Source organism: Paenibacillus sp. J31TS4 (assembly GCF_018403265.1).
In the GTDB taxonomy this organism is placed as follows: Bacteria; Bacillota; Bacilli; order Paenibacillales; family NBRC-103111; genus J31TS4.
On record NZ_BOSI01000005.1, the window covers coordinates 207,943 to 229,200 of the forward strand.

Genomic DNA, 21,258 nt, shown 5'->3' on the forward strand with positions numbered 1-21,258 from the left:
ATTTTATTCTCCCTTCTCGTATTGGGCGACTTTGGCCCGTAACTCTTCAATTTCGCGCTGCAGAGCTTTCTTCTCGATATCCTTCATTACTTCATCCAGATGCGTGCCGCTGTCCGCCTGGGGAGCCGGTGCCGGCGCCGGACGGTAGCCCGGGTCGGCGTATCCTCCGCCGTACGGAGCGGCGTAGGGCTGCTGGAACGGAGCGTAGCCGGGATGGCCGAACGGCCCCTGCGGGAAGCCCGGCTCGAGCGGCTCTTTCGGAATGACCATCGCCGCGATAATGTAGATCGGGATCAGCGCGCCTCCCGAAAAAATCGTAGTGACGACAACGATCAGCCGCAGCAGGGTGGAGTCGACGTTTATCATCTCGGACAGGCCGCCGCATATGCCGAACAGCTTGCTGTCCCTTCTCGACCGGTACAGTTTTGTCATCGCTTCGCCCAACCTTCCTGTTCAAGCTTTTTCTTGAGCTGTTCCAGCTCCTGGTCCAGCGCTTTCTGCACGGTGGTCCCGGCCTGGTACAGCACTTCCTTCGTCATGGTGCGGACTTCGCGGAGCGAGCGGTTCAGCCCCTCCATGTCCGACACGCGTTCCTCCAGCCGGTCGAACATCCGACCGACCGGGCGGCCCGGCGTGCCGGTCATCCGCTCGTTCAGCTTCTGCTGAAGTCGGACAGACTCCATCCTCGCCTGGTAATAGCTTCGTTTGGAGGCGACCTCCTGGTAATCCGCCTTGAGCCGGTTTAGCTGCTCGGCCAGCTCGCTGAGCGGCAGCCGGCTTTGCTCGTACAGCTCGCGGTAGGCGTCTGCCTTCTCCTCGTGCATGATCTTCTCCTGAAGCGCCAGCCGGGCGACATCGTCCTCTCCGGCCTTGAGCGCCAGGAGCGCTTGCTCCTCCCGTTTGCGTCTCAGTTCATCCGCCTGGAGAAACTGGCGTTTCATCGATTCGGAGTGCTGCAGGCACTGGGCGTACAGCTGCTCGGATTGCTTGATCTCTTCCCGCTGCGCCGAGAGATACTGATCGATCAACCGGACCGGGTCTTCGCTTTGCTCGAGCCGGTCATGGATGGTCGCGACCGTAATATCGCGCATTCGCTTGAGAATGCTCATTCTGCTTGTTCCTCCTTCGTGCTTGGTAGAATTCTAAGTAGAGAGTTATCTGTGTCGGTTCCTATCGCTTGGCGTCCCCGCCTCAGCGGTGGGCGCGATTCGACCGGATGACCGATACGCCCCAGCCGATCATAGCGATCGCCAGGATGAATGTGATGAGCCCCGACAGCTTGCCGAGCAGGAAGAGGATGCCGAGTGCCATCACGATTCCCCCGATTACCTTGCGACCGCTGCTGAGTCCGATATATCCGAGAACTACCATCAAGATCGGAAACAGGTAGCTCATCAGCCCGTGCCCATGCCAGCCAAGCTTGTTAAACAGGATCAAGGCGCCGCAGCCGATCAGCACAATCGCCAGCCCGTTTTTTCCGTTCATTGCCGTTCACCTCTTCTCTTCGTTCTCTTTGCTCTTTCTGACTTTATTTTAGGAAATTACACGCTTCGCCAAAACGGACCCTCGGCGGTATTGCGTCCTGGACCTTGGTCGGGGCCGGTACTAGCCTTCGGCAGAAAGCGGCAAGAAGGGACTGCCCGCCCGCTGACGTTCTTGCGGGTGGCAGCCCCTTTCGAAGGGATATACACGGAGTAGGGACCCGGGCGGGGATCGGCGGACCGGCCACAGAGCCGGCACCATGTGGCCCTCCCCTCCGCGCACCCCGTCCCGCCTATTCGCCCAAGGCGCACGACCGCTTCCGTCTGGACGGCCAGGTACTCGCTACCTTGGCGTGGTTTCCCACCGGTAAATAGTCCGCCCGGCTATTCGTCCGGCCGGCGCACGATGGTGACATCCCCCGCATACTTGCGGCTCATGAGCTTCCGCTTCTTGCGCGTCTCCTTGTCCTCGAACACGATATCCATATCGTAATCGTCCGGGTACAGCTCTTCTCTTCCTATATGAAGAGACAGACGCTTCCTGTTCACCTTCACCGCCTGCTTCTGCACGACTACAAGCACGTTCCCCCGTTCATCAGGAAGAGTCTTGACGATTCCGGTCCGCTTGAGCGAGGAAATCCAGACGCAGTCGCCGATCTGCAGCGCCGTTCGGCGTCCGGGGGAACCCGGAAGCTCCGTCTCCGGCCGGTTCGCATCCAGCAAGTCCGCCCCGCTGCCGCCGGCGGTTCCGCTCCGGCCCTCGGGCTTTCCGGAGGAACCGTTCTCTCGGCTGCGCGGACGGCGGGCCGTCTCCCCTTCCCCAATCCCCGGCTGCGGGTTTCGTTCCGGCGCCGCGAGCGGCTCGCCTCCGCCCGAGCCGGACGGCTCAGGCCCCGGTTCCGGCTCCCGGCGGGCCATCGCGGCGGCAAGCGCCCGGGACCGCTCAATGACGGCCGGCGGCATCCCGAGCTTCGCCGCAATGTGGAACGCGTAGCTGCTGCCCGCCTGCCCGACGGTCAGCCGGTACCGCGGCTGCAGCGTCTCCGTATCGAATTCCATCCGGGCATTGATAAAGCCGGGGGTCTCCTCCGCGAACCGCTTGATCTCGCCGAAGTGAGTCGTGGCGAGCAAAGTGGCCCCTTTGCCGTAGAGCGCCTCCAAGAGAGCGATCGACAGGCCGATGCCCTCCCCCGGATCGGTGCCGGCCGCCAGTTCATCGAGCAGCACGAGCGTGGCCGGCCCCGCTTCCGCCAATATGCCGATCATGCTTTTGATGTGAGAGGAAAACGTGCTCAGCGACTGCTCAAGACTTTGCCCGTCCCCGATATCGGCCAGGATGCCCGTATAGACGGCGAAGCGGCTTCCTTCCCCGACCGGCGGCAATAGACCGGCCTGAACCATGATGGTGAGCAGACCGACCGTCTTCAAGCAGACGGTCTTCCCGCCCGTGTTGGGTCCGGTGATGAGCAGGGCGCGGTACCGGTCTCCGATCGCGATGTCGAGAGGAACCATCGTCCGGTCGAGCAGAGGGTGCCTGCCGCTTCGGATGTCGATGCTCCCCTCTGTGTTGAGCTCAACGTTCCGGCCGCCGATGGCTAGCGCATACCGTGCTTTAGCGAACAAAAAGTCGTAATGCCCAATTGCCTCGAGATTGATGGACAGCTCGTGGCGGTACCGGTCCACTAGCGCCGTCAGCTCACCCAGAATCCGGTCCTCCTCGCGGGCCTCTTCGATCTGGAGGAGCTTCTCCTCCGTATGAAGCGCCGCCGCCTCGGCCGGCTCGAGGAAGACGGTCTGGCCGCTGGCCGATTCGTCCAGCACGGAGCCGGGAACGAGCTTGCGGTATTCCTTCTTGACCGGAATGACATGCCGGCCCGCCCGCATGCTCAGTACCTGCTCCTGCAAGTACGGACGGTAGCGCGAGAGGGCACCTTCCAGCTTCTTGCGGAGCCGGTCGGCGACCACGCCCTGCTTCTTGCGGATCCGGCCAAGCTCGGCGCTCGCGTGGTCATCCACGCGGCCGTGGCGGATGCAGCGGGCGAGCTCTTCTTCGAGCTCCTTCACTTCATGCAGCGACCGGGCGTAAGAGGCGATCCGGGGCGCGACCGATTCCCGGCCGAGCATGAACCGCTTCAACCGGCGGGTATCGTCCAGCAGCTTGGCGAGCAGCGTCAAGTCGGCGGCCGTGAGCAGATAGCCTTTGTCCTGATTCGCCATGACGGCTTCAATGCCGTCAAGAGCGGGCAGCGGAATGCTCGCTCCGTGTTCGATGACGGCGAACGCCTCGCAGACTTCATCCAGCAAGAGACGAATGACGGCTGGATCGCTCTGCGGGGCAAGCCGGTCGATGTGCGCCCGTCCAAGCGGGGACATGGCGTAGGCGGTCAGCTGCTCCTTCACTTTGTGGAATTCCAGCGACGGGGAGTACGAGATAGACATAGGGAAACCTCCTTGGGGATGGTCCGGCCAAGAGCAGGAGGTCGGAGACCCGAATCTCCCCCCCGCTGCCGGCAGGCCGTGCTTTCTGATTCCAAACACAAAAAAAGCGGAAGAAGAACACAACTGTGTTCTTCTTCCGCCGGGAGCCCCTTACCGCGCGCGGCAAAGCCGCGCCTAAACAAAAAACCGTGCTCAAAGAGCACGGTTTCGTCGCGATAGGGAAGGCGTACGATAACCAGATGTTCTTATCTGTGAAAGGGGCAGTCGGAAAACGATGCAGCAAAGACAAGGGACTCCATCCGCCATCCGGCAGATGTCCCTCCTGCATACTCCGATTTAACCCATATTCATTTCACTTAGATAAGAACTACCCTGGCCATCCACACAACCCCTTTGTTTGGTTCCTTCCATCCTATTGCAATCGGGAGGTCCTGTCAAGAAAAGGGAATCCCGGGCGGCTCCTGTCCTGCTAAAGCTAGCCATCTCTAAGCGGCCGCCGAGAGAGAGAAACGAGCCGCCTCCTCTCCCGGCATGCGCTATCCGTCCACCGCTCGTCCCGCAGCGGCCTCGGCATCGGCCATCCGGTGCTCGTAATTCTGGCGGCACAGCAGGAGGAGCTTATGCTTCAGCCCCCTCTTCGGACATACAAGCGTCACCGGCGTCCGGTTGCGGCGTTTCAGTCCCCGGCGAAGAGACGGGCGGTAGAGCGGGATGTTCGCGATGATCTCCTGCGGCCTCTCCTCTCCGAACTGCTCGACGAGGAACCGCTCACAAACGTCCTCCCAGCTGTCACCGGCTTCGGCGGAGGGCAGGGAATGCCAAGCCATGCCCCTCACCATGCCTTCCCGGATATCCATCGTCATCGCATGGGAGGCTCCGAACCAGACGACCGCCTGCGTGCCTTCGCCTTCCACGTCCACGATTTGCGGCGCCCGCATCCGCTGCAGCGAGCGGATGAGCCGCATCACCTCTTGCGCCTTCTCGAACTCCAGCCGTTCGGCGTACGCCAGCATTCGGCTCTCCAAGGCGCCTTCCAGCTCGCTTTCGGCATTGGCAAGCAGGTCGGCCGCCTGCCGGACCGTCTCCGCGTACTCGGCCGGGGAGACCAGCCCCTCGCACGGGCCGCTGCATTTGCCTAGGTGGTAGAGCAGGCAGACCCTCTTGGGAAGATGGGTGCAGGTGCGCAGCCGGTAATGCGCCGCGACGAATTCGAGCAGCATATCGCGAATCCGCGCATTGCCATAGGGCCCGAACATCCGGTCCATGTCCGGAGGACGGGACTCTCCCGGCGCGGCCCGGTCCGACCGGTTGCGGTAATAGACATCGAATCGAGGATACGGCTCGTCCGTCACCATCAGGTAGGTGTAGCCGCTGTTGTCCCTTTTGAGTGCGCGGTTGAAGCGCGGCTTGTGCCGCTTGATGAGGTTGTTCTCGAGCAGTAGGCTCTCCGCTTCATTGTTGACGAGAATGACCTCGATCGAGGCCACGCAGCTCACCAGCTCGGCCGTCCGTTTGTGCAGCCGTTTGGAACGAAAATAAGAGCGAAGCCGGTTGCGCAGGTTCACGGCCTTGCCCACATACAGGATGACGCCGTCGGCGTCTTTCATTAGATAACAGCCCGGCAGCGAAGGATACCGGGACGGCTCGAATAGAAAAGGTTGTTGCATAGTCGATTCTCCTTGCAGACTGACCATTGGTTGGGGCTATCGACTGGTAGATAGAAACAACGAATGCTTGTTCGTTTCTTCCATTCTAGCAAGCCCCGCTTGAAAAAGCTAGCAGGAGTCTTCCCGGTCCTCTCTCACGATGACCGGTTCGGTTCGAACCGCCACATTACCCTGCAGCGCCTTGGTGATCATGCACGCCTGCTCGGCCTGGAGCGCCGCGCGGAGGACGCGCTCCTCATCCTCGGCCGTCGCTCCGGGAGCGAGGCGGATCGCCGGGCGATGGACGATCGCTTCGAACCGGACGCTTCCCCGCCGGCTGACCTGCCCTTCGCAGGCCAGCGTCATCTCGGCGATCGGCAGCTCCAGCCGTTCGGCGTACATGCCGAACGTGATCATATAGCAGGTCGCGGCTGCCCCAAGAAGGAGCTCCTCCGGATTGCTCCCTTCCCCGGTGCCTCCGAATGCCTTCGGAGCCGAGACAGCAGCGTCGAGTCCATCGGCCCGGACACGGCCGCCTCCTCCAAGTCCTCCCGTCCAAGTCCCGGTCAGCAGAAACGTATGCTTCTCCATCTCCTTCTTCCTCTCCTTCGTTATCTACACTAACTGTACGGGGCGTATCTCAGGCTCGCCGATGGTCGCCGCACGGCGGCATCCGCCGCAGCACGCTGCAACCATTCTGACCGCCGGCGCGTATAAGGGACAGCCGCTGCAGCGGCATTTCGTGCAAGGAGGTGTCCCTTTGGACTATCTGGGTCTCAATTTGTCCCTCGGTCTGCTCGCACCCGTCGTCCTCCTGCTGGCCGTCATAGTCGGCAAGCTGATCGCCCGCAAGGAGCTTCCCGACAGCCGGTATACGCCGGTTGATCAGTTGACCGGACAGACGCCGCTCGTCTTTCAGGAGCAAAAGGAAGAGCGGAAGGAGGACGGGGACCAGGGCGACGACGAGGACAAGCATCTCAAGCGTTAGCCACCACAAGGCAGCTCCGCTTCATCCGTCCCTTCTTCCCGCCGTCAGCCCTCGCCGTGCCTCCCCTCCTCCCGTCCTTCTTACGTCAGAAGAAGTCCAGCAAAAACGGCGTCCGCGCCGGTACGGCATATTCCAGGAGCTGCGCCCCCTCCTCGCTGCCCTCCAGTAAGCCCAGCGCGCGAAGCTCGGCGGGCCGCCGGTAGCCGAGCAGCGCGGCCGTAAGCATGCCGATGCCGCACACTACCTCGGGCAGTCCGCCGTCCGCTTGGCCTCCGCCGCTTGCCTCCGTCCCTTCCGTCGCGTCTTTTGTTCTCGGGCGTTCCGCTTCCGTCGTTTCGTCCGTGGACAGGCCGCTCTCCGCTTCCCGCTCGGCTCTGCCCCGGCCCTCTCCGTCGATCGTCAGCACGAACGCGCCATCGTTCCACGGAGCATGGGGATCGCGCACCCGCAGCCGCAGCTGCGTCGTCTCTCCCGTCGCGGCGAACGGATAGAGCGCGGCAAACGCCTCGACATCGACGATCCGCGCCATAAAATACGGCATTATCTCCTGCTTGATCCGCGGCTCGGGCAGCAGGAAGGCGAGCGCATCATCGGCCGGGGCGAGCAGTTTCACCGTCTCCGCCATCGAGTCGTGGTTGCGCACGAACGCCCACAGCGCCCGGCGAGCCTCTTCCTTGAGCCACACCATCTCATGAATTGTCAGCATCCGCTCCGCTACTCGGTAGTGGATATACCCGAGCGGCTCCCCGGCCGCGGACCGGTAAACGACGAAGCGTCCCTTCTTGGTCAGCACCTTGGTCCGCCACCAGTCCTCGTCGCGCGCCAGCATACCGTTATACCGGACGGCGTACGCCTCGTAGAGGGAGCCGAGCAGCGCCAGATCGTCCGTCCGGCAGAAGGAGCCTTCCGGTGCCGCCCCCTGCGGCAGCTGATCCTTCCGCAGCTCGTAGGCCTTGCGCTCCACGTAGGTCTCGTAGCCATATTTGCGGTAGAACGGGAACGAGAAAGGAGCCAGCGTCGACAGTGTCCAGCCTCGCTCCTTCATCACGCGCAGCGCATTCGCGAGCAGGCGGGCGACCATGCCCTGCCTCCGGTACTCGGGCCACGTCGCCACCGAAGCGATGCCTCCGAACTCCAGCTTCCGGCCCCCGATCCAGGTATGCATCGGCAGCAGCGCCAGCTTGGCCGCCAGCTCCTCGTCCACGAAGAATCCCCACTGGGTCTCCGGTTTCATCGTTTTCAGCCTCTCCACCCGCTCCTGCTCGCCCAGCTCGTATTGAAAGGCAAACTCGGACAGCCGGAGGCTCGCCTCCAGATCGGCCGCGGTCAGCTGCCGGATTTCGTTCTGCATATCCTTTCTCCTCCTTGTCTTTTCCAACTTCCTGGCTTGCTGTCTACTGCCTCCGATTGTACCATGCCTTTCCGGAAGCGCGACAAGAGGCCCGAAAAAAGAAAAAGGCCCGGCAGGCCAACGGGGCCGCCGAGCGAAAAGGAAACTATATCATAAAAAGGGGGGTCGCTTATTAGTATAGGCGGGCAACGTTAAAGAACAATGATAGCGGGATTACAGTTGTGTTACAAAAAACAGGGCTAACGTCACAGGCGGGGGAAAGGAGCGGACAAATCCGCGCCGCGCCTCGGTTTTCTCGCATATCTCGGCGTCCGCTCGGACTTTCCCCTGCTTGCGAAGTCTCGCAATTAAGCCCTCCTGCCTATCGCTTTTTGCCGCCGGGTGACGGGAGTTCCGGTCCGGGAGTCCGGGTTCCCCTCCCGGCGCACCGCCCCCCGCCGCCCTGGACCCAACATTCGTTACCGTCCTGTTGTAACAAACGGGATGGATTCGTCGTCGTCCTCTTGTTTTGTTCGAATCGCAGCGGTGCACCTCGCCCGTTCCGGAAGCCGCCCGGCTATCCTCCGATCTGAGACATTCGCCGGACGGTCGGCAGGCGGGAGGCATCCTCTCCGGTCAGCACCTTCGCCATCTCGTGGGTTTCCGGCTTTTGGCCGATCGCCCGGAAGAACAGCTCCTCGAGGCCGCTCCGGTCGCCCAGCCATGGCTTCACGTTCCATTCGTCCGACCAATAGAGGCATGGCTTGACGTTCCCGTCCGCCGTCAGCCGCAGCCGGTTGCACGTCGCGCAGAAATGGTCGCTGACCGGATGGATGAGTCCGAACGAGCCGGCCGCTCCAGACAGCCGATAATTGCGCGACGGCCCGTTGCCGTAGACGTCGCCGGCCGGCTCCGGCGCCATTCCCATCGCCCGGCAGCGATCGAGCACGGTTTCGAGCGGCACATAGCCGGCCTTCCAGCCGGCGTCACTGTGGCCGATCGGCATATATTCGATGAACCGGATATGAAGGCGGCGGTGCACAGTCATCCGCAAAAAGTCGTCGATCTCCTCGTCGTTGCGCCCTTTCATCAGCACCACGTTCAGCTTGATCGGATCATAGCCGGTCCGCTCGGCCGCCTCCAGACTCGCGAGTACCTTGGCGAGATCCCCTCCCCGCGTAATCTCCGAGAACCGGTCGGGCCGAAGCGAATCGAGGCTGATGTTGAGGCGCGTCAGCCCGGCCTCCCGCAGCCGCTCCGCCTGGGGAGCGAAGAACATGCCGTTCGTCGTGAGCGCGATGTCTTCAATGCCCGCGATGGCGGACAGCCGAGCAATCAGCCGGTCGAGGCCGCGGCGGACCAGCGGCTCCCCTCCCGTCAGCCGGAGCTTCCGCACCCCGAGCCCGGCAAGCACCGTGACCACCTCCACGATCTGCTCGTCGGTCAGATGGCGCTCCTCCGGCTCGAACTGCATGCCCTCGGCCGGCATGCAGTAGACGCAGCGCAGGTTGCATTTGTCGGTGACGGAAATGCGCAGGTAGTCGTGAACCCGGCCGAATTGGTCGACCAACTGTCTAGCGGACGCCTGTTGTGTGTCCATCCCGCATTCCCCCTGTCTAGTTTAACCCATTGGCCGGTTTAGGCACCGGACGGTTCCCCCGGTTTGCCACCCTTCACCCAAGCATCCTTGTCGTATCCCCGCGCTTCCCAGTAGCCAGTATGGTCCTCCGCAATCAGCTCGATCTTGTTCAGCCACTTGACGGACTTGTAGGCATACATGCGGGGCACGAGCAGCCGGGCCGGGCCGCCGAGCTGCTGCGGCAGCAACCGTCCGTCCAGCAGCATGGCGACAAGCACATCGTCCATCCGTGCCTGCTCCAGCGTGAGCGAGTCGGTGTAGACGCCGTCGCCCGAGAAAAACTTGACGTAGGCCGCTTCCTTCCGGACGCCGGCCTTCTCCAGCAGAGCAGACAGCCTGATCCCCTCCCAGGTGCCGCCGTATACCGACCAGCCCGTGACGCAGTGAAAGTCGCTCTTCTGCGCCTCGCGGGGAATGCCCAGAATCTTTTCCCATCCCAGCTTCAGCGGGCGCTCGACGAGGCCGGTTACCTCCAGCGACCAGTTCTCCGTCGTATACTCGGGCATCTTGGTCACGGTATAGACGCGGAACTGCCCTCGGGCGCCTTCCTCCGCTGGAGGGAGAGAGCCGGGCAGCGGCTCGGGTACCGGCACCATGCGGTTCGGATCGCCTTCCGCCAGATCCGCTGCGTTGGAGCCGGCCGTCCCGGACGGCGCTCCGCTGCCGAGCCAGCGCACGAAGCGCGGACCGAGCAGCACAGCCAGGACACCGGCGAGCCCCCAGCGGAGCACCGTCCGGCGCGAGTAGGCCGGCGGAATCGGCGCCGGGCTCTCGCGGCGGCGGTCCGCTTCGCGGGCGGAATCGGCGAACAGCCCGCCTCCACCCGCGCTCGGCGTGCCCCGGGCTGCGTTGGCCGGAGCCTCGCCGCCCCAGGCAGGCCGCCGGCCGGCGGCAGCGCCGACCGCCGCTTCCTCGCCACCGATTGCGGGCGGCTCCGCCCGGCCCGCCTCCGCCGCTGCCCTGCCCGGCGCGCCAACCGCCCGGCGCCGGTCGTCTTTGGCCCATCGGCTACGGACGACGGAATGATAAAGCGCGTACGGGATGCCGATCCAGCTCAGCAGATCGTGCACCCACAGCGCGGCGTTGCTGACCGCCGGGGGCAGACTGCGGAACTGCCAGAGCGCCAGCCCGCTCGCTCCCCATCCGAGGAGCAGCGCGAGGACCACGGCGCGGTTGGCCCGCTGGGCGCGGCGCTGCTTGAGCTGGGCGCCGTGCCTGCCGGCAAGCGGGGCGTAGAGCGCCAGCACGACGAGCGAGAGGAGGCCCAAGGCGATATGGGCCTGCTTCAGCCAGACCCGCCCCTCCCCCAGCACACCTCTCAGCAGAGTCACGGACAGCAGCACGCCGGTTAGTGCCAGCAGGAGCACGAGCCAGCCGTTCCAGGCATGGAGGCTCCGCAGCTTGCGGCCATAAGGCGTTTCCTTCCAACGGGCGAGACGGCGCATGGCGTCTCCTCCTTCCGGTTGTTTGCTGCGGCCGGATCCTTGTTACGGTTCGCTCAGGCAGTAGACCCGCTCCGCCGAGTGTCGCTGTAATCTGCGGCTAGACTGTTTCCAAATGCCGGGTGCAGTTGAACAGCAGGCTGCTCCACCGCTCATCCCGATGGCCCAGCATGCAGACCGAGGTGTTGCTGATATCGTTGCCTCGCAGCTCCGTCTCGAGCTCGGCGACGAGGGCGGCCAGCGTAGCCCGGATCCAGGCGCCGTGCGTGACGACGAGAATCCGCCGGCCCTCGTGCTTCTCCAGCATATCGGTGAAGAAGCTGGTCCCCCGGTCCGCTACCGCCTCCCGCGACTCCTCCCCGTGGTCAAGCTGCTGCCAGTTCGAGCCCCAGAGTTCAATTCTCTCCTGAAGCGTCGTGCCGTCGAGACGGCCGTGTGTCTTCTCCCGGAGCCGGCGGTCCAGCAGCACCGGCTTGCCGAGCGCCTCTCCGACGATCTCCGCCGTCCGGCTCGCCCGCTGCAGGTCGCTGGAATAGATCAGATCCCACTCCTCGTCCTTCAACCGCCGGGCGAGCCGTTCCGCCTGACGCAGCCCTTCCGCGTTCAGCGGAATGTCATGCTGCCCCTGCGCCCTGCCTTCCTGATTCCACTGCGTCACCCCATGTCTAACCAAGCCAATAACCGTCATTGTCCGTTTCCCCCTTCTCTCTCTTCATGCACAGGTCTTCGGTTACCCGTCCTCTTTCTCTCTCATGCTGGCCGGATTCCCTGGCAGTAGCTCCACGCCCCTGCCGTTCCTTTGGCCCAGCCGTCTCTTTGGTTCTGCCGACGCTTCCCGCCTCGAGATACGCTTGAATCAGCGGCTTCCCCATGCGTATCCGGCGTAAGCGAGCAGCAGACCGGCGGAGTACATGATGCCGAGATACAGCGGCCAGGCGGCCCGCCTCCCGGCCGCCGCCAGCTTAACCGCATCGGTATTCAGCGTCGAAAATGTGGTATACGCTCCGAGGAAGCCGGTGCCGAGCAGCAGCCCCGGCCCTCCGATCGTATGACCTGACCCGGACAGCCAGCCGAGCAGGAACGCCCCGGAAGCATTCACGGTCAGCGTCCCGATCGGGAACCGGCTTCCCCAGCGGCGGGCGCTGAACAAGGAAACCCCATACCGGGCGAGGGCCCCGGCGAAGCCGCCGGCCGCCACAAGCAGCCACCCCGTCATGACGTCCCCTCCTCCCGCTCGTCTGGTGCTCCGTTACCCGTCCTCTCTCCCAGGCGCATCCCTAGCCAAGCTAGAGCGAGACCTCCCCAGATGCTGAGCAGCGAGTAGAGCACCGCGGTTCCCGCATGGCCTTCCCGCCAGAGCGCCAGCGTCTCGACGCTGAACGTGGAGAAGGTCGTGAACGCCCCGATGAGTCCCGTCCCGAGAACGGGCATCACCCATGCCGGCCAGGCTGGCCGGCTGGCTGCCCTGCCCGTTAGCCAGCCGAGCACGAACGAGCCGCCGAGATTCGCAGCGAACGTGGCGAGCGGATACGGGCTTCCCCAGATAAGCAAAACGCCGGCTCCCAGCGCGTAGCGGAGCAGCGCCCCCAACGCGCCGGCCAAGCCGACGAGCCCAATCAACCTTTCTTGCCTTCCCATGCTTCAGCCCACGTTTGGACTTCGTCCATGACACGGCGGAGCGCCTTGCCTTTGTCCGTCAGTTCATACTCGATCCGCACCGGCGTCTCGGCGTAGACCCGACGGTCGATAATGCCCGCTGACTCCAGCTCCTTGAACCGTTCGGACAGCATCCGGTCGCTCATGCCTGGAATTTGATCGGAAATATCCTTGAACCGCTTGGGGCCGTTAAGCAGCACGCGTATGATGAGGCCGGTCCACCGTTTGCCGAGCAGTTCGAAGGCCGCTTCGAACTTCGGACACAGGCCGTGTTCTTGTTCTTCCATTGTCTTCATCTCCTTGGCTTCTATTTTATCATAGAGGCTAGTCAAAAGTAAGTTACGTTGTGTATGCAACTTTTGAATAGTAAGCCAGGTAGAGGAGAAGAAAATGGAATCGCTCTCAGACGATCCTTATCTTTCCTTGTCCGGCGTCCTTTCCCCTAGGATGCGCCGGACCATCTCCGTCAACTCTTTTTGAACCCCCGGTCCATCAGCTTCTTCGTAGCGGTAAACCGCTGTTCTTCTGTCGGCGTCCCCATAACGACGGAGATGACCCGCCGGTCCCCCTGCTTCGCCGTACCGGTGAAGCAATAGCCCGCCTGGTCGGTAAAGCCCGTTTTCAGCCCGTCCATTCCGCCCACTTGCATGGATGGCTTGTCCGTACCCAGCATGGCGTTCGTGTTCTCGACCTTCTCTCCCGTCGACTTCAGGACGACGGAGGACTGGGATGTCAGCGAGAGAATTTCGGGAAAATCCTTCAACAGCCTTTGCGCCAGCTTGCTCGCATCGCGGGCCGACATGTGATTCTCCCCATACGAGTAGGCAAGCCCTGTCGCATTGACGAACAGGGCGTTTTGAAGGCCCAGCTCCTCCGCCTTCTTGTTCATCCGTTTGGCAAATTCCTGGGTGCTTCCGGCCAGATGCTCCCCTATGGCGACCGCCGCGTTGTTCGCCGAACCTACGACCATCGCGGCATAGAGGTCTTGCAGCGGGTAGGCGCGGCCCGCCTTCAGCTCGACCGTCGCTCCTCCCGCTTCGGCGGCGTTGCGCGACACGGTGACGGAGTCGGTCATCCGTACCTGCTTGTTGGCCACTGCCTCAAGCAGCAGGTATTCCGTCATCATCTTGGACATACTGGCCGCCGGATACGGCAGATCCGCATTTTTGGCGTACAGCTCCTTGCCTGTCTGGGCGTCGATCACGATCGCCGCTCTCGTCTCCGCCCCCGGATCGAACAACGACTCCGCTTTATGGAATAAGGCGGCGGGGCCTCCCTGCTTGAGGAGGGGCGCCTGCCAGATGATAAGTCCTAAAAGAAGCAGAAGAACGACGTACCGCTTTTTCATTTCTTTCCAGCCTTCCTTCCTAATCCGTTCTTTTTTTTCCTCCCTATCTTAAGGTCTGTTTCTTACAAATTTTATTTGAGAAAGCTTAAGAATAACTTAAGATTGGCTGGGAACTCTTCCCTACAGACCTCTCATGCGGCAGTCATGGGCAGCGAGTTTCCCCGGTGCCGAAACAGGGGAAGAAAGAAATAACGGCCGTCGGCCGGCAGAACAGAAGGAGGGGGAACGCCATGAAGAAGGAGCAGGAGACGATCCAATCGGTTCTCGCGCTGGATGTGGTAGCCGCCGCCGAGCGGCTGATCGGCTGCCGGCTTGTCCGCCATCTGCCGGAGGGGAGAATCGTGATCGAGCTGACAGAGACCGAAGCGTATCGGGGAGCCGACGATCCCGCGAGCCACGCGGCCCGGGGGAGAACGCTCCGGAACGAGCCGATGTTCGGAGAGCCTGGCCGGCTGTACGTCTATCTGTCGTACGGGCTCCATGCCTGCATGAACGTCGTCACCGGTGCGTCAGGCGAACCGGGAGCGGTGCTGCTCCGTGCAGGCCGGGCGCTTGAAGGGATCGAGCTCATCCGGGCGAACCGGCCCGGCATTTCGGAGCGGCAGCTGATGAACGGTCCCGGCAAGCTGTCGCGGGCGCTGGCGGTCGACCTGTCGCTGAACCGGTATGAGGTGGTTGCCGATCCGGACGGGCTCCTCCAGCTGGAGCTGGGCCCGCCCAAGCCCTCGATCCGCACATCCAGAATCGGCATCACGAAGGGAACCGATCTCCTCTGGCGGTTCGTCGAGCCGCCTGCGGCCCGCTGACTGGGACTCTGACTGACAGCAGTCCCGAACGCCGAGAGGCGCGCCGCATAATCGGCGCGCCTCGCGGACAGGAAGACAAGCAAGCACGGTGAAGGCTCTTGCACAGGTTCCCTCTTGCACTGATTCCCCCCGCACGGACCCGTTCGGGCCTATGCGCGTTCCGGCTCCCTGGTCTCCAGTTTTTTGGCGACCAGCGACAACAGATAGTTGACCGCGAAGTACATCACCGCGACCGCGAGCAGAACCGGGATGACGAAGTCATAGCGGACGCCGGTCAATATTTTGGCGTGATGCATGAGCTCCGGCAGGCTGATGATGACCGCTAGCGACGTATCCTTGATGAGCGAGATGAACTGGCTGACCGTCGGCGGCACCATCCGCCTGAGCGCCTGCGGCAGGATGATGTGGCGGAGGCACTGGGTATAGGTCAGCCCGGATGCGCGCGCGGCCTCGATCTGCCCTTTGTCGACCGAACGGAGTCCGCCCCGGACGATCTCGGAGATCATCGCCGCCTCGAAGACGGTGAGCGCTGTCACGGCGCACCAGAAGACGCTCATCCGAATGCCGATCTCGGGCAGGGCGAACCGGGTGAAGAAGATAAGAAGAAGCAGAGGGAGATTGCGGATCAGCTCGACTCCGATCCCGAGCAGCCGGGCGGCCACCGGCACGCGCGCGTACCGGACGATCCCGACGAGACACCCTAGCACGAAGCTGAACGCGATGGCGAGCACCGAGACGCCCAGCGTGACAAGCAATCCCTCGGCCAAAAACCGGAGATTGGCCGGCGCATACGCATCCTGAAAACCAAGCGGCAGGTCCATGCTTCGCATCTCCTCCTATCGGGATTGGCCAAGGCGCCGTTCGAGGGCGCGCGACGCGTAGCTGAGCGGCAGAGTCAGCAGCAGATAGAGCAGTCCGACGAAAATGTATGTATCGAAGGTCGCGAGCGTGATCGACTCGACCTTGTCGCCGAAGTACATCAGATCAAGCCCGGCTACGACGCCGAGAACCGACGAATTTTTGATCAGGTTGAGGAATTGGTTGCACAGCGGCGGAATGACGACCGTCAGCGCCTGCGGCAGCACGACGAGCCTCATCGCCTGGCCGTAGGTCAGGCCCGACGCGCGCGCTGCCTCCGTCTGCCCCCTGGGGATCGACTGGATACCCGCCCGGACCGCCTCGGCGATATAAGCCGCCGTATAGATAGTCAGTCCGAGCGTCCCCGCCTGAAAGCCGTCCAGCGGGACGCCCAGCGACGTAACCCCTAGATAGAAGAGATACACGACGAGCAGCAGCGGAATGTTGCGAAAAAATTCGACAAAGGCCGTCCCGACCCAGCGGCACGCTAGGATCGGCGCCAGACGAAGCACGGCCACGAGCGTTCCGAGCAGGAAGCTGCCGACGAGCGCCAGCACGCTGGCCAGCACCGTATGCATGAGGCCCTGCAGGAACAAGTCCCAGTGTCCGGTCACAATCGATAGGTCCAGCACGGTAATCCGCTCCTTTCCCGGCTGTCCCGGCGTCGGGCAGCCATACAGCCTCGGGATTCCCCCCGGCGGCCGGCTTCCGGCCGCCCGGGCAGCCCGTTACTGCGGCGGCTTCTCGCCGATCCATTTCTCGTACAGCTTGGCGTATTCGCCGCTTGCGTTAAGCGACTTCAGGAAGCCGTTCACGTACCCGACGAAGGCCGTTTCTCCCTTTTTGATGGCGATGCCGTACGGCTCGTCGGTGAACGTTCCTCCGACGACCACATAGTTCGGGTCCTGCTTCGTCATGCCGTACAATATGGCGTTGTCCGTCGTCAGCGCATCCCCCTGACCGGCCTTCAGAGCGGTAAAGGCGTCCTGGTAGTTTTCGAATTCCAGCACGGTGCTCTCCGGCGCTTTCTGCTTTATGTTGACGACCGAGGTGGATCCTTTCACGCCCAGCACCTTGGTGCCCTTCTTGACGTCGGCGATCGATTGAATCGGGCTGCCCTTCTTCACGAGCAGCGACTGGCCTGCCTTGAAGTAGACGTCGGAGAACTCTACCTCCTTCTTGCGTTCCTCCGTAATGGTCATTGTGGCGATGATGATGTCGATCTCCCCGTTGGTCAGCATCGGCATCCGCGTCTTGGAGGTGACCTCCTTCAGCTCGAGCTTGCTTTCGTCGCCGAAGATCTGCTTCGCGAGTGCCTTCGCGATATCGACGTCGAAGCCTTCAACCTTGCCGGACACCGGGTCCTTCAGCCCGAACAGCTTCGTATCGAACTTGACGCCGGCTACCAGCTTGCCGCGCTTCTTGATCGCCTCCAGCGCCGGCCCTCCCTCCGCTGCAGCGCTCGGCGCAGGCGAGTCGCTGGGCTTAACAGTTGCGGCTGTGCTGGGCGCGAGCGGCGAAGCCGATGCGCCTCCCCCGCCGTCACCCCCGCTCTTCGTCCCGCAAGCGGTCACCGCAAACAGCAGCAGCGTCAGCACAACCCCCAGCAGTAACCGAATCCCCCGTTTGTTCATGACGTCCCTCCTGTTGGTCTCTAATGCCTCAGCAGCCTGCTGAGGAACAGCCTGGCTCTCTCTTCCCGGGGCTCGGCGAAGAAGGCAGCCGGCTCGGCCTCCTCCACGATCGCGCCCTGGTCCATGAAGACGATCCGGTCCGCCACCTCTCTCGCGAATCCCATCTCATGAGTCACCACCACCATCGTCATTCCTTCCCGGGCGAGCGTCTTCATGACGTCGAGCACCTCGCCGATCATCTCGGGGTCGAGCGCCGACGTCGGCTCGTCGAACAGCATGATCGCCGGCTTCATCGCCAGCGCACGGGCGATGGCCACCCGCTGCTGCTGGCCGCCGGACAGCTGCGACGGATAGGCGTCCGCCTTCTCCGGAATGCCTACCTTGGCCAGGTAAGCGAGGGCGGTCTCCCTTGCTTCCTGCTCCGGAATGCCGAGCGCCTTGACCGGTGCGAGCATGATGTTGCCCAGCACCGTTTTGTGCGGATACAGATTGAACTGCTGGAACACCATGCCGATCCGGCGCCGCACCTTGTTGAGATCGGTCCCCCGGTTGTGCAGCGGAACGCCTTCCACATACAGCTCGCCTGTGGTGATCTCCTCGAGACGATTGATGCAGCGCAGCAGCGTGCTCTTGCCCGAGCCGGAGGGCCCGATGACCACGACAACCTCTCCCTCGGCCACTTCCAGTTCGATATTCTTCAGCACCTGGAACGACCCGAACGACTTGTTGACCTTCCGGAAGGTAATCAACCCATAGCCTCCCTTCGCCGGTTTTGATGCAAGCCGGACGCCCGGCCGTTCTTCTATATGTATGGCGGCGGTCCCTTGCTTCATGACCGCCCTTCATGCGTACCGTCCGCTTCTTCGGCTGCAGCCTGTCCGCTTTTTCGTTTCCCCTCAAAAAAATAAGCCTCCATCTTAGATGGAGACCGCGCTATGCGTGGCTTTCCTCGACTTCGTGCAGCGCCCGATGGCGCTTTTTCATCGCCTTGTACTCTTTGTTCTCTTTGGCCAGCTCCCATTTTTCCCTGAAGATGGCCGCCGCCCTTGCTTTTTCCGGGTCAAAATCGTAAGGCAGCACATCCCCGCTTCGCTTGGAATACTTCCGTCCCGTCCGATGATTGGCATACCGCCTGGCCCGCGAATAGCCCATCTGGAGAAATTTGCGGGCCATATCGGCTCCGACAAAATCGTCCTCCTCCAGGTAAGCGAGAAACATGCCGTAGATCATCTCCGACGAATCGCTGGCCAGCTCCGGCGTCCGAAAGCGCCAATGGGGCAGCAGCTCGCTTTTGTAGGGCTCTACCATCAATACCCCCTGCTCGCCTCTGCCGATCCGGTACAGATGCGGATTCTCCCGGAAATCGAGCGTTTTGTAGTCGAGAGAATAATTGAAGTCCATCCTTGCTCTCACCTCGTTGTCGGAAAAAAAGGATTCCACTGTACCTTACACTTCCGACCTTTCCGTCAAACAGAGAGGAGAGCCGATGCTCGGCAATTTTCAACATTTTTCCTTCCATTGGAATTCGTGTTCTTTTTGAACATAATAGAAGGATTCTTCCTCCATTATGTCGAATTTTCTAATTACAATGGCAGAAGGAGTCTTTTCCACATGAATACCTATTCCCGGATTTGGACTAACGCTTCCTTCAAACGCAAGCTGTTCCTTTCACTTCTGTTCTTAAGTATCGTGCCCGTCATCCTGCTGGGCTTCGTCTCCTCCTATATCGATTCCCGCGCCATCCAAAAGGAGGTTAACCGGAACCACGAGATTATCCTCCGCCAATTCTCCAATCAGGTGAATAGTCTGCTGCAGAGCCTGGACAAGGCGGCCATCACCCTCGCCAACCATTCGGCGGTCGAGCAGTCGATCGAGAAGGGACCGATGGTTCAGCAGCTCGACTACACGCTCGCCATGATCGATACTGTGCAAAAGCAGCGGAGCTTCTCCGATTTTCACTACGACGTCTCCATCGTTTACCGGGCGTACGGCAAGGTCTATTCGTCCCGGTACGGCTACATCCCTCTATCGGAATTTCCGTTCGCCGGCGATCTGGACAAGATCGACCTGAGCGCGGCCGCCGCGCTCCCTCCCGACGGCAAGGCGAACCGCAGTGATCTCTTGGTCGTTCGGCCGGTGCCGCTCTTTTTCGCGGACAAGCCCGACGGCTATGTCATCATCCACGCACAGGCCGAGAAGCTCACCTCGTTCTTTCACCAGGCGAGCCTCGGCAACAACCGACGTCTGCTCGTCCTGGACCAGAACGGCATGATCGTAATGAGCCAGGAACCTAAAGAAATCGGCACGAGGCTCCCCAAGGAGTCGCAGCTGTACCAGTTCTGGGAGAATCCCTCCTCCTCCCCGGGCCCGGTCTCGATCGGCGGCACCGATTATCTGCTCTCCTCCCAGAAATCGTCATTCAACGGCTGGACCTATATTGCAATGACTTCGCAAAAGGATTTGACCGCCAAGGCCAACAACATCCAGATCGTTACCTGGTCGATCGTCGGCGTGCTTGTCCTGCTATGGGTCCTTGTCTCCTTCATCGGATCGCACCGCCTCTACTTTCCGATCCAGCGGCTGCTCACCAGGCTGTCCGGGGATGGCAAGCCGAGCCGAGGCTCCGGTCCCACCGGCGATTTGCAGGCGCTAGATTCGTTTATCCAGCAAATGGTGGACACGAATCAGGCGCTCCGCCGGGAGTTGCACGACCAGATCCCTTATCTGAAGGAGACCGTGCTGCAGCAGCTGCTGCGCGGCGAAATGAGCAGTGAGGAGATCGCCCGCAAGACAGAGCGCTACGGCCTGCCGATCAGCGGCCAATGGTTCTACGTCATGCTCGTAGACGTCGACGAGTATGTCTCGTTCGAGCGGCTCTACCGGGAGAAGGACCGGTCGCTGATGCTCTACGCGCTTCGCAAAATGGCCGAGGAGCTGTTCGAGGAGCGCCTGCCCGCGACGACAGCGATGCCGCTGCCCGGCCAGATCGCACTCATCCTCGGCTGCGACCGGACGGACGAGGAGACGGATGCCGAGGTGCGACAGCTCGCGGACGAGTTCCTCGTCATGGTACGGCAGTATTTTCAATTCACCGTTACGGTCGCCCTGGGCGCACCGGGCCGCTTCTACCCGGGCATCAAGGAAGCGTATGACCACGCTGCCGAGCTGCTCGGCTATAGGCTGCTGCTCGGCTCCAATCGGGTGATTGCCCGGGAAGACATCAAGCCGAGCGTCCAGCAGTCCAGCAGCACGCTTATCCATCTGCAAAAGGCGATCGTCGACCAAGTGGCCGACTGCCACCTGAACGGGGCCGTCCATGCGCTCGATCAGCTGCTGGAGGCGGTGCCCCGGTATACCCGCCACTCGGAATCCGCCCTCGGCCTGTTCGCTTATCTGATTGGGGAGCTGAGCATGCACATCCAGAGCAAGGGGGTTGAACCCGACCAAGTCTTCGACGGAGATCCGTACAAGGAGCTGTACAGCAAGCTTTCCCTGCCGGAGGTCCGCTCCTGGCTGGCGGAAAACCTGCTGCCCTCGATCATCGAGGCGCTCGACGCTGGCTACGAGCAGAAGCTTAAGTCGCTGTCCCGTGAAATATGCGACTATGTGGACGCCCATCTGGAGACCGACCTGTCACTTCAGCAAGTCGCTTACCATTTCGGCAAGTCGCTGTCCCAGATGAGCCGCATCTTCAAGGAAGAGACCGGCCGGACCTTCAGCGACTATCTGATCCAGATTCGGATGGAGAAGGCCAAGGAATGGCTCGTCCAGTCAGAGATGCCGATCAAGGAGATCGCCGAGCGTCTGCGCTACACCACCGTTCAGAATTTCACCCGCGTGTTCAAGCAGGTGACCGACATGCCGCCCGGGCAATATCGCAAGCGGTTTCGCGACAATGGCGGGTAACCTCCATTCCTTCACTCCTCCAAGCCCTCGATCCGCCATGTCAGGCGGACTAGGCAGCCGGCGCTTCGGCGGCGGTCCCGCGCCT

Annotated in this window: 22 protein-coding genes; 3 read left to right on the plus strand and 19 right to left on the minus strand. The window is 62.1% G+C overall.

Features of this window, described 5'->3' with window-relative positions:
* Positions 1-3 precede the first annotated feature (3 nt).
* The 6 genes from KJS47_RS20200 to KJS47_RS20225 form a co-directional block, all read right to left on the minus strand.
* Positions 4-432: a PspC domain-containing protein gene (locus KJS47_RS20200; RefSeq protein WP_213527097.1), complete on the minus strand. Its 429-nt coding sequence runs from the start codon at positions 430-432 to the stop codon at positions 4-6.
* Positions 429-1,109, minus strand: coding sequence for a PspA/IM30 family protein (locus KJS47_RS20205; protein ID WP_213527099.1), 681 nt, complete (start codon positions 1,107-1,109; stop codon positions 429-431). The genes KJS47_RS20200 and KJS47_RS20205 overlap by 4 nt, the downstream gene beginning before the upstream one ends.
* 82 nt (positions 1,110-1,191) lie before the next feature.
* The gene (locus KJS47_RS20210; protein ID WP_213527101.1) at positions 1,192-1,485 is read right to left on the minus strand and encodes a LiaF transmembrane domain-containing protein; all 294 of its coding nucleotides are present in this window, start codon (positions 1,483-1,485) and stop codon (positions 1,192-1,194) included.
* A gap of 380 nt (positions 1,486-1,865) precedes the next feature.
* The gene (locus KJS47_RS20215; protein ID WP_213527103.1) at positions 1,866-3,920 is read right to left on the minus strand and encodes an endonuclease MutS2; all 2,055 of its coding nucleotides are present in this window, start codon (positions 3,918-3,920) and stop codon (positions 1,866-1,868) included.
* A 536-nt stretch (positions 3,921-4,456) separates the two neighbouring features.
* Positions 4,457-5,587, minus strand: coding sequence for a GIY-YIG nuclease family protein (locus tag KJS47_RS20220; protein ID WP_213527106.1), 1,131 nt, complete (start codon positions 5,585-5,587; stop codon positions 4,457-4,459).
* Between the two features lie 108 nt (positions 5,588-5,695).
* Positions 5,696-6,157: an OsmC family protein gene (locus KJS47_RS20225; protein ID WP_213527108.1), complete on the minus strand. Its 462-nt coding sequence runs from the start codon at positions 6,155-6,157 to the stop codon at positions 5,696-5,698.
* Positions 6,158-6,326: 169 nt separating this feature from the next.
* Here KJS47_RS20225 and KJS47_RS20230 point away from each other — a divergent pair, with 169 nt between their 5' ends.
* Positions 6,327-6,554 carry a DUF3951 domain-containing protein gene (locus KJS47_RS20230; protein WP_249716593.1) on the plus strand — a complete coding sequence of 76 codons (228 nt, stop codon included), beginning with the start codon at positions 6,327-6,329 and terminating at the stop codon, positions 6,552-6,554.
* Positions 6,555-6,639: 85 nt separating this feature from the next.
* On the opposite strand, the gene KJS47_RS20235 is transcribed toward KJS47_RS20230, so the two are convergent.
* The 8 genes from KJS47_RS20235 to KJS47_RS20270 form a co-directional block, all read right to left on the minus strand.
* Complete coding sequence (locus KJS47_RS20235; protein WP_213527110.1) at positions 6,640-7,905, minus strand: GNAT family N-acetyltransferase; 1,266 nt, start codon at positions 7,903-7,905, stop codon at positions 6,640-6,642.
* Positions 7,906-8,461: 556 nt separating this feature from the next.
* Positions 8,462-9,484 (minus strand): GTP 3',8-cyclase MoaA, encoded by a 1,023-nt coding sequence (gene moaA / locus KJS47_RS20240; RefSeq protein ID WP_213527111.1) that lies wholly within the window; start codon positions 9,482-9,484, stop codon positions 8,462-8,464.
* Positions 9,485-9,522: 38 nt separating this feature from the next.
* The gene (locus KJS47_RS20245; RefSeq protein ID WP_213527113.1) at positions 9,523-10,968 is read right to left on the minus strand and encodes a molybdopterin-dependent oxidoreductase; all 1,446 of its coding nucleotides are present in this window, start codon (positions 10,966-10,968) and stop codon (positions 9,523-9,525) included.
* Between the two features lie 97 nt (positions 10,969-11,065).
* Positions 11,066-11,653, minus strand: coding sequence for a histidine phosphatase family protein (locus KJS47_RS20250; protein ID WP_213527115.1), 588 nt, complete (start codon positions 11,651-11,653; stop codon positions 11,066-11,068).
* 168 nt (positions 11,654-11,821) lie between these two features.
* The gene (locus tag KJS47_RS20255; protein ID WP_213527116.1) at positions 11,822-12,181 is read right to left on the minus strand and encodes a fluoride efflux transporter FluC; all 360 of its coding nucleotides are present in this window, start codon (positions 12,179-12,181) and stop codon (positions 11,822-11,824) included.
* A complete protein-coding gene (crcB, locus tag KJS47_RS20260; RefSeq protein WP_213527118.1) occupies positions 12,178-12,603 on the minus strand; it encodes a fluoride efflux transporter CrcB in 426 nt (141 codons plus the stop codon). Before crcB ends, KJS47_RS20255 begins: the two co-directional genes overlap by 4 nt.
* Positions 12,582-12,908 (minus strand): winged helix-turn-helix transcriptional regulator, encoded by a 327-nt coding sequence (locus tag KJS47_RS20265; RefSeq protein WP_213527120.1) that lies wholly within the window; start codon positions 12,906-12,908, stop codon positions 12,582-12,584. Before KJS47_RS20265 ends, crcB begins: the two co-directional genes overlap by 22 nt.
* A 179-nt stretch (positions 12,909-13,087) precedes the next feature.
* The gene (locus KJS47_RS20270) at positions 13,088-13,969 is read right to left on the minus strand and encodes a D-alanyl-D-alanine carboxypeptidase family protein (RefSeq protein WP_213527122.1); all 882 of its coding nucleotides are present in this window, start codon (positions 13,967-13,969) and stop codon (positions 13,088-13,090) included.
* A 230-nt stretch (positions 13,970-14,199) separates the two neighbouring features.
* On the opposite strand from KJS47_RS20270, the gene KJS47_RS20275 reads away from it, so the two are divergent.
* Positions 14,200-14,775 (plus strand): DNA-3-methyladenine glycosylase, encoded by a 576-nt coding sequence (locus KJS47_RS20275; RefSeq protein ID WP_213527124.1) that lies wholly within the window; start codon positions 14,200-14,202, stop codon positions 14,773-14,775.
* Between the two features lie 149 nt (positions 14,776-14,924).
* On the opposite strand, the gene KJS47_RS20280 is transcribed toward KJS47_RS20275, so the two are convergent.
* The 5 genes from KJS47_RS20280 to KJS47_RS20300 all read right to left on the minus strand — a co-directional run bounded on the left by KJS47_RS20280 (position 14,925) and on the right by KJS47_RS20300 (position 18,668).
* Entirely contained in the window at positions 14,925-15,596 is a 672-nt protein-coding gene (locus KJS47_RS20280; protein WP_213527126.1) for an amino acid ABC transporter permease, read from the minus strand.
* 15 nt (positions 15,597-15,611) lie between these two features.
* Entirely contained in the window at positions 15,612-16,265 is a 654-nt protein-coding gene (locus KJS47_RS20285) for an amino acid ABC transporter permease (protein ID WP_213527128.1), read from the minus strand.
* Positions 16,266-16,361: 96 nt separating this feature from the next.
* Entirely contained in the window at positions 16,362-17,267 is a 906-nt protein-coding gene (locus KJS47_RS20290) for a glutamate ABC transporter substrate-binding protein (RefSeq protein WP_213527130.1), read from the minus strand.
* Between the two features lie 20 nt (positions 17,268-17,287).
* Positions 17,288-18,016 (minus strand): amino acid ABC transporter ATP-binding protein, encoded by a 729-nt coding sequence (locus KJS47_RS20295; protein WP_213527132.1) that lies wholly within the window; start codon positions 18,014-18,016, stop codon positions 17,288-17,290.
* Between the two features lie 184 nt (positions 18,017-18,200).
* The gene (locus tag KJS47_RS20300; RefSeq protein ID WP_213527134.1) at positions 18,201-18,668 is read right to left on the minus strand and encodes a DUF4385 domain-containing protein; all 468 of its coding nucleotides are present in this window, start codon (positions 18,666-18,668) and stop codon (positions 18,201-18,203) included.
* A 210-nt stretch (positions 18,669-18,878) separates the two neighbouring features.
* Here KJS47_RS20300 and KJS47_RS20305 point away from each other — a divergent pair, with 210 nt between their 5' ends.
* Complete coding sequence (locus KJS47_RS20305) at positions 18,879-21,173, plus strand: helix-turn-helix domain-containing protein (RefSeq protein WP_213527136.1); 2,295 nt, start codon at positions 18,879-18,881, stop codon at positions 21,171-21,173.
* Positions 21,174-21,258 lie beyond the last annotated feature (85 nt).

Bases quoted from the DNA above. Each gene is read 5' to 3' on its own strand.
- KJS47_RS20200 (WP_213527097.1), bottom strand. From the start codon at position 432: ATGACAAAACTGTACCGGTCGAGAAGGGACAGCAAGCTGTTCGGCATA.
- KJS47_RS20205 (WP_213527099.1), bottom strand. From the start codon at position 1,109: ATGAGCATTCTCAAGCGAATGCGCGATATTACGGTCGCGACCATCCAT.
- KJS47_RS20210 (WP_213527101.1), bottom strand. From the start codon at position 1,485: ATGAACGGAAAAAACGGGCTGGCGATTGTGCTGATCGGCTGCGGCGCC.
- KJS47_RS20215 (WP_213527103.1), bottom strand. From the start codon at position 3,920: ATGTCTATCTCGTACTCCCCGTCGCTGGAATTCCACAAAGTGAAGGAG.
- KJS47_RS20220 (WP_213527106.1), bottom strand. From the start codon at position 5,587: ATGCAACAACCTTTTCTATTCGAGCCGTCCCGGTATCCTTCGCTGCCG.
- KJS47_RS20225 (WP_213527108.1), bottom strand. From the start codon at position 6,157: ATGGAGAAGCATACGTTTCTGCTGACCGGGACTTGGACGGGAGGACTT.
- KJS47_RS20235 (WP_213527110.1), bottom strand. From the start codon at position 7,905: ATGCAGAACGAAATCCGGCAGCTGACCGCGGCCGATCTGGAGGCGAGC.
- moaA (WP_213527111.1), bottom strand. From the start codon at position 9,484: ATGGACACACAACAGGCGTCCGCTAGACAGTTGGTCGACCAATTCGGC.
- KJS47_RS20245 (WP_213527113.1), bottom strand. From the start codon at position 10,968: ATGCGCCGTCTCGCCCGTTGGAAGGAAACGCCTTATGGCCGCAAGCTG.
- KJS47_RS20250 (WP_213527115.1), bottom strand. From the start codon at position 11,653: ATGACGGTTATTGGCTTGGTTAGACATGGGGTGACGCAGTGGAATCAG.
- KJS47_RS20255 (WP_213527116.1), bottom strand. From the start codon at position 12,181: ATGACGGGGTGGCTGCTTGTGGCGGCCGGCGGCTTCGCCGGGGCCCTC.
- crcB (WP_213527118.1), bottom strand. From the start codon at position 12,603: ATGGGAAGGCAAGAAAGGTTGATTGGGCTCGTCGGCTTGGCCGGCGCG.
- KJS47_RS20265 (WP_213527120.1), bottom strand. From the start codon at position 12,908: ATGGAAGAACAAGAACACGGCCTGTGTCCGAAGTTCGAAGCGGCCTTC.
- KJS47_RS20270 (WP_213527122.1), bottom strand. From the start codon at position 13,969: ATGAAAAAGCGGTACGTCGTTCTTCTGCTTCTTTTAGGACTTATCATC.
- KJS47_RS20275 (WP_213527124.1), top strand. From the start codon at position 14,200: ATGAAGAAGGAGCAGGAGACGATCCAATCGGTTCTCGCGCTGGATGTG.
- KJS47_RS20280 (WP_213527126.1), bottom strand. From the start codon at position 15,596: ATGGACCTGCCGCTTGGTTTTCAGGATGCGTATGCGCCGGCCAATCTC.
- KJS47_RS20290 (WP_213527130.1), bottom strand. From the start codon at position 17,267: ATGAACAAACGGGGGATTCGGTTACTGCTGGGGGTTGTGCTGACGCTG.
- KJS47_RS20300 (WP_213527134.1), bottom strand. From the start codon at position 18,668: ATGGACTTCAATTATTCTCTCGACTACAAAACGCTCGATTTCCGGGAG.
- KJS47_RS20305 (WP_213527136.1), top strand. From the start codon at position 18,879: ATGAATACCTATTCCCGGATTTGGACTAACGCTTCCTTCAAACGCAAG.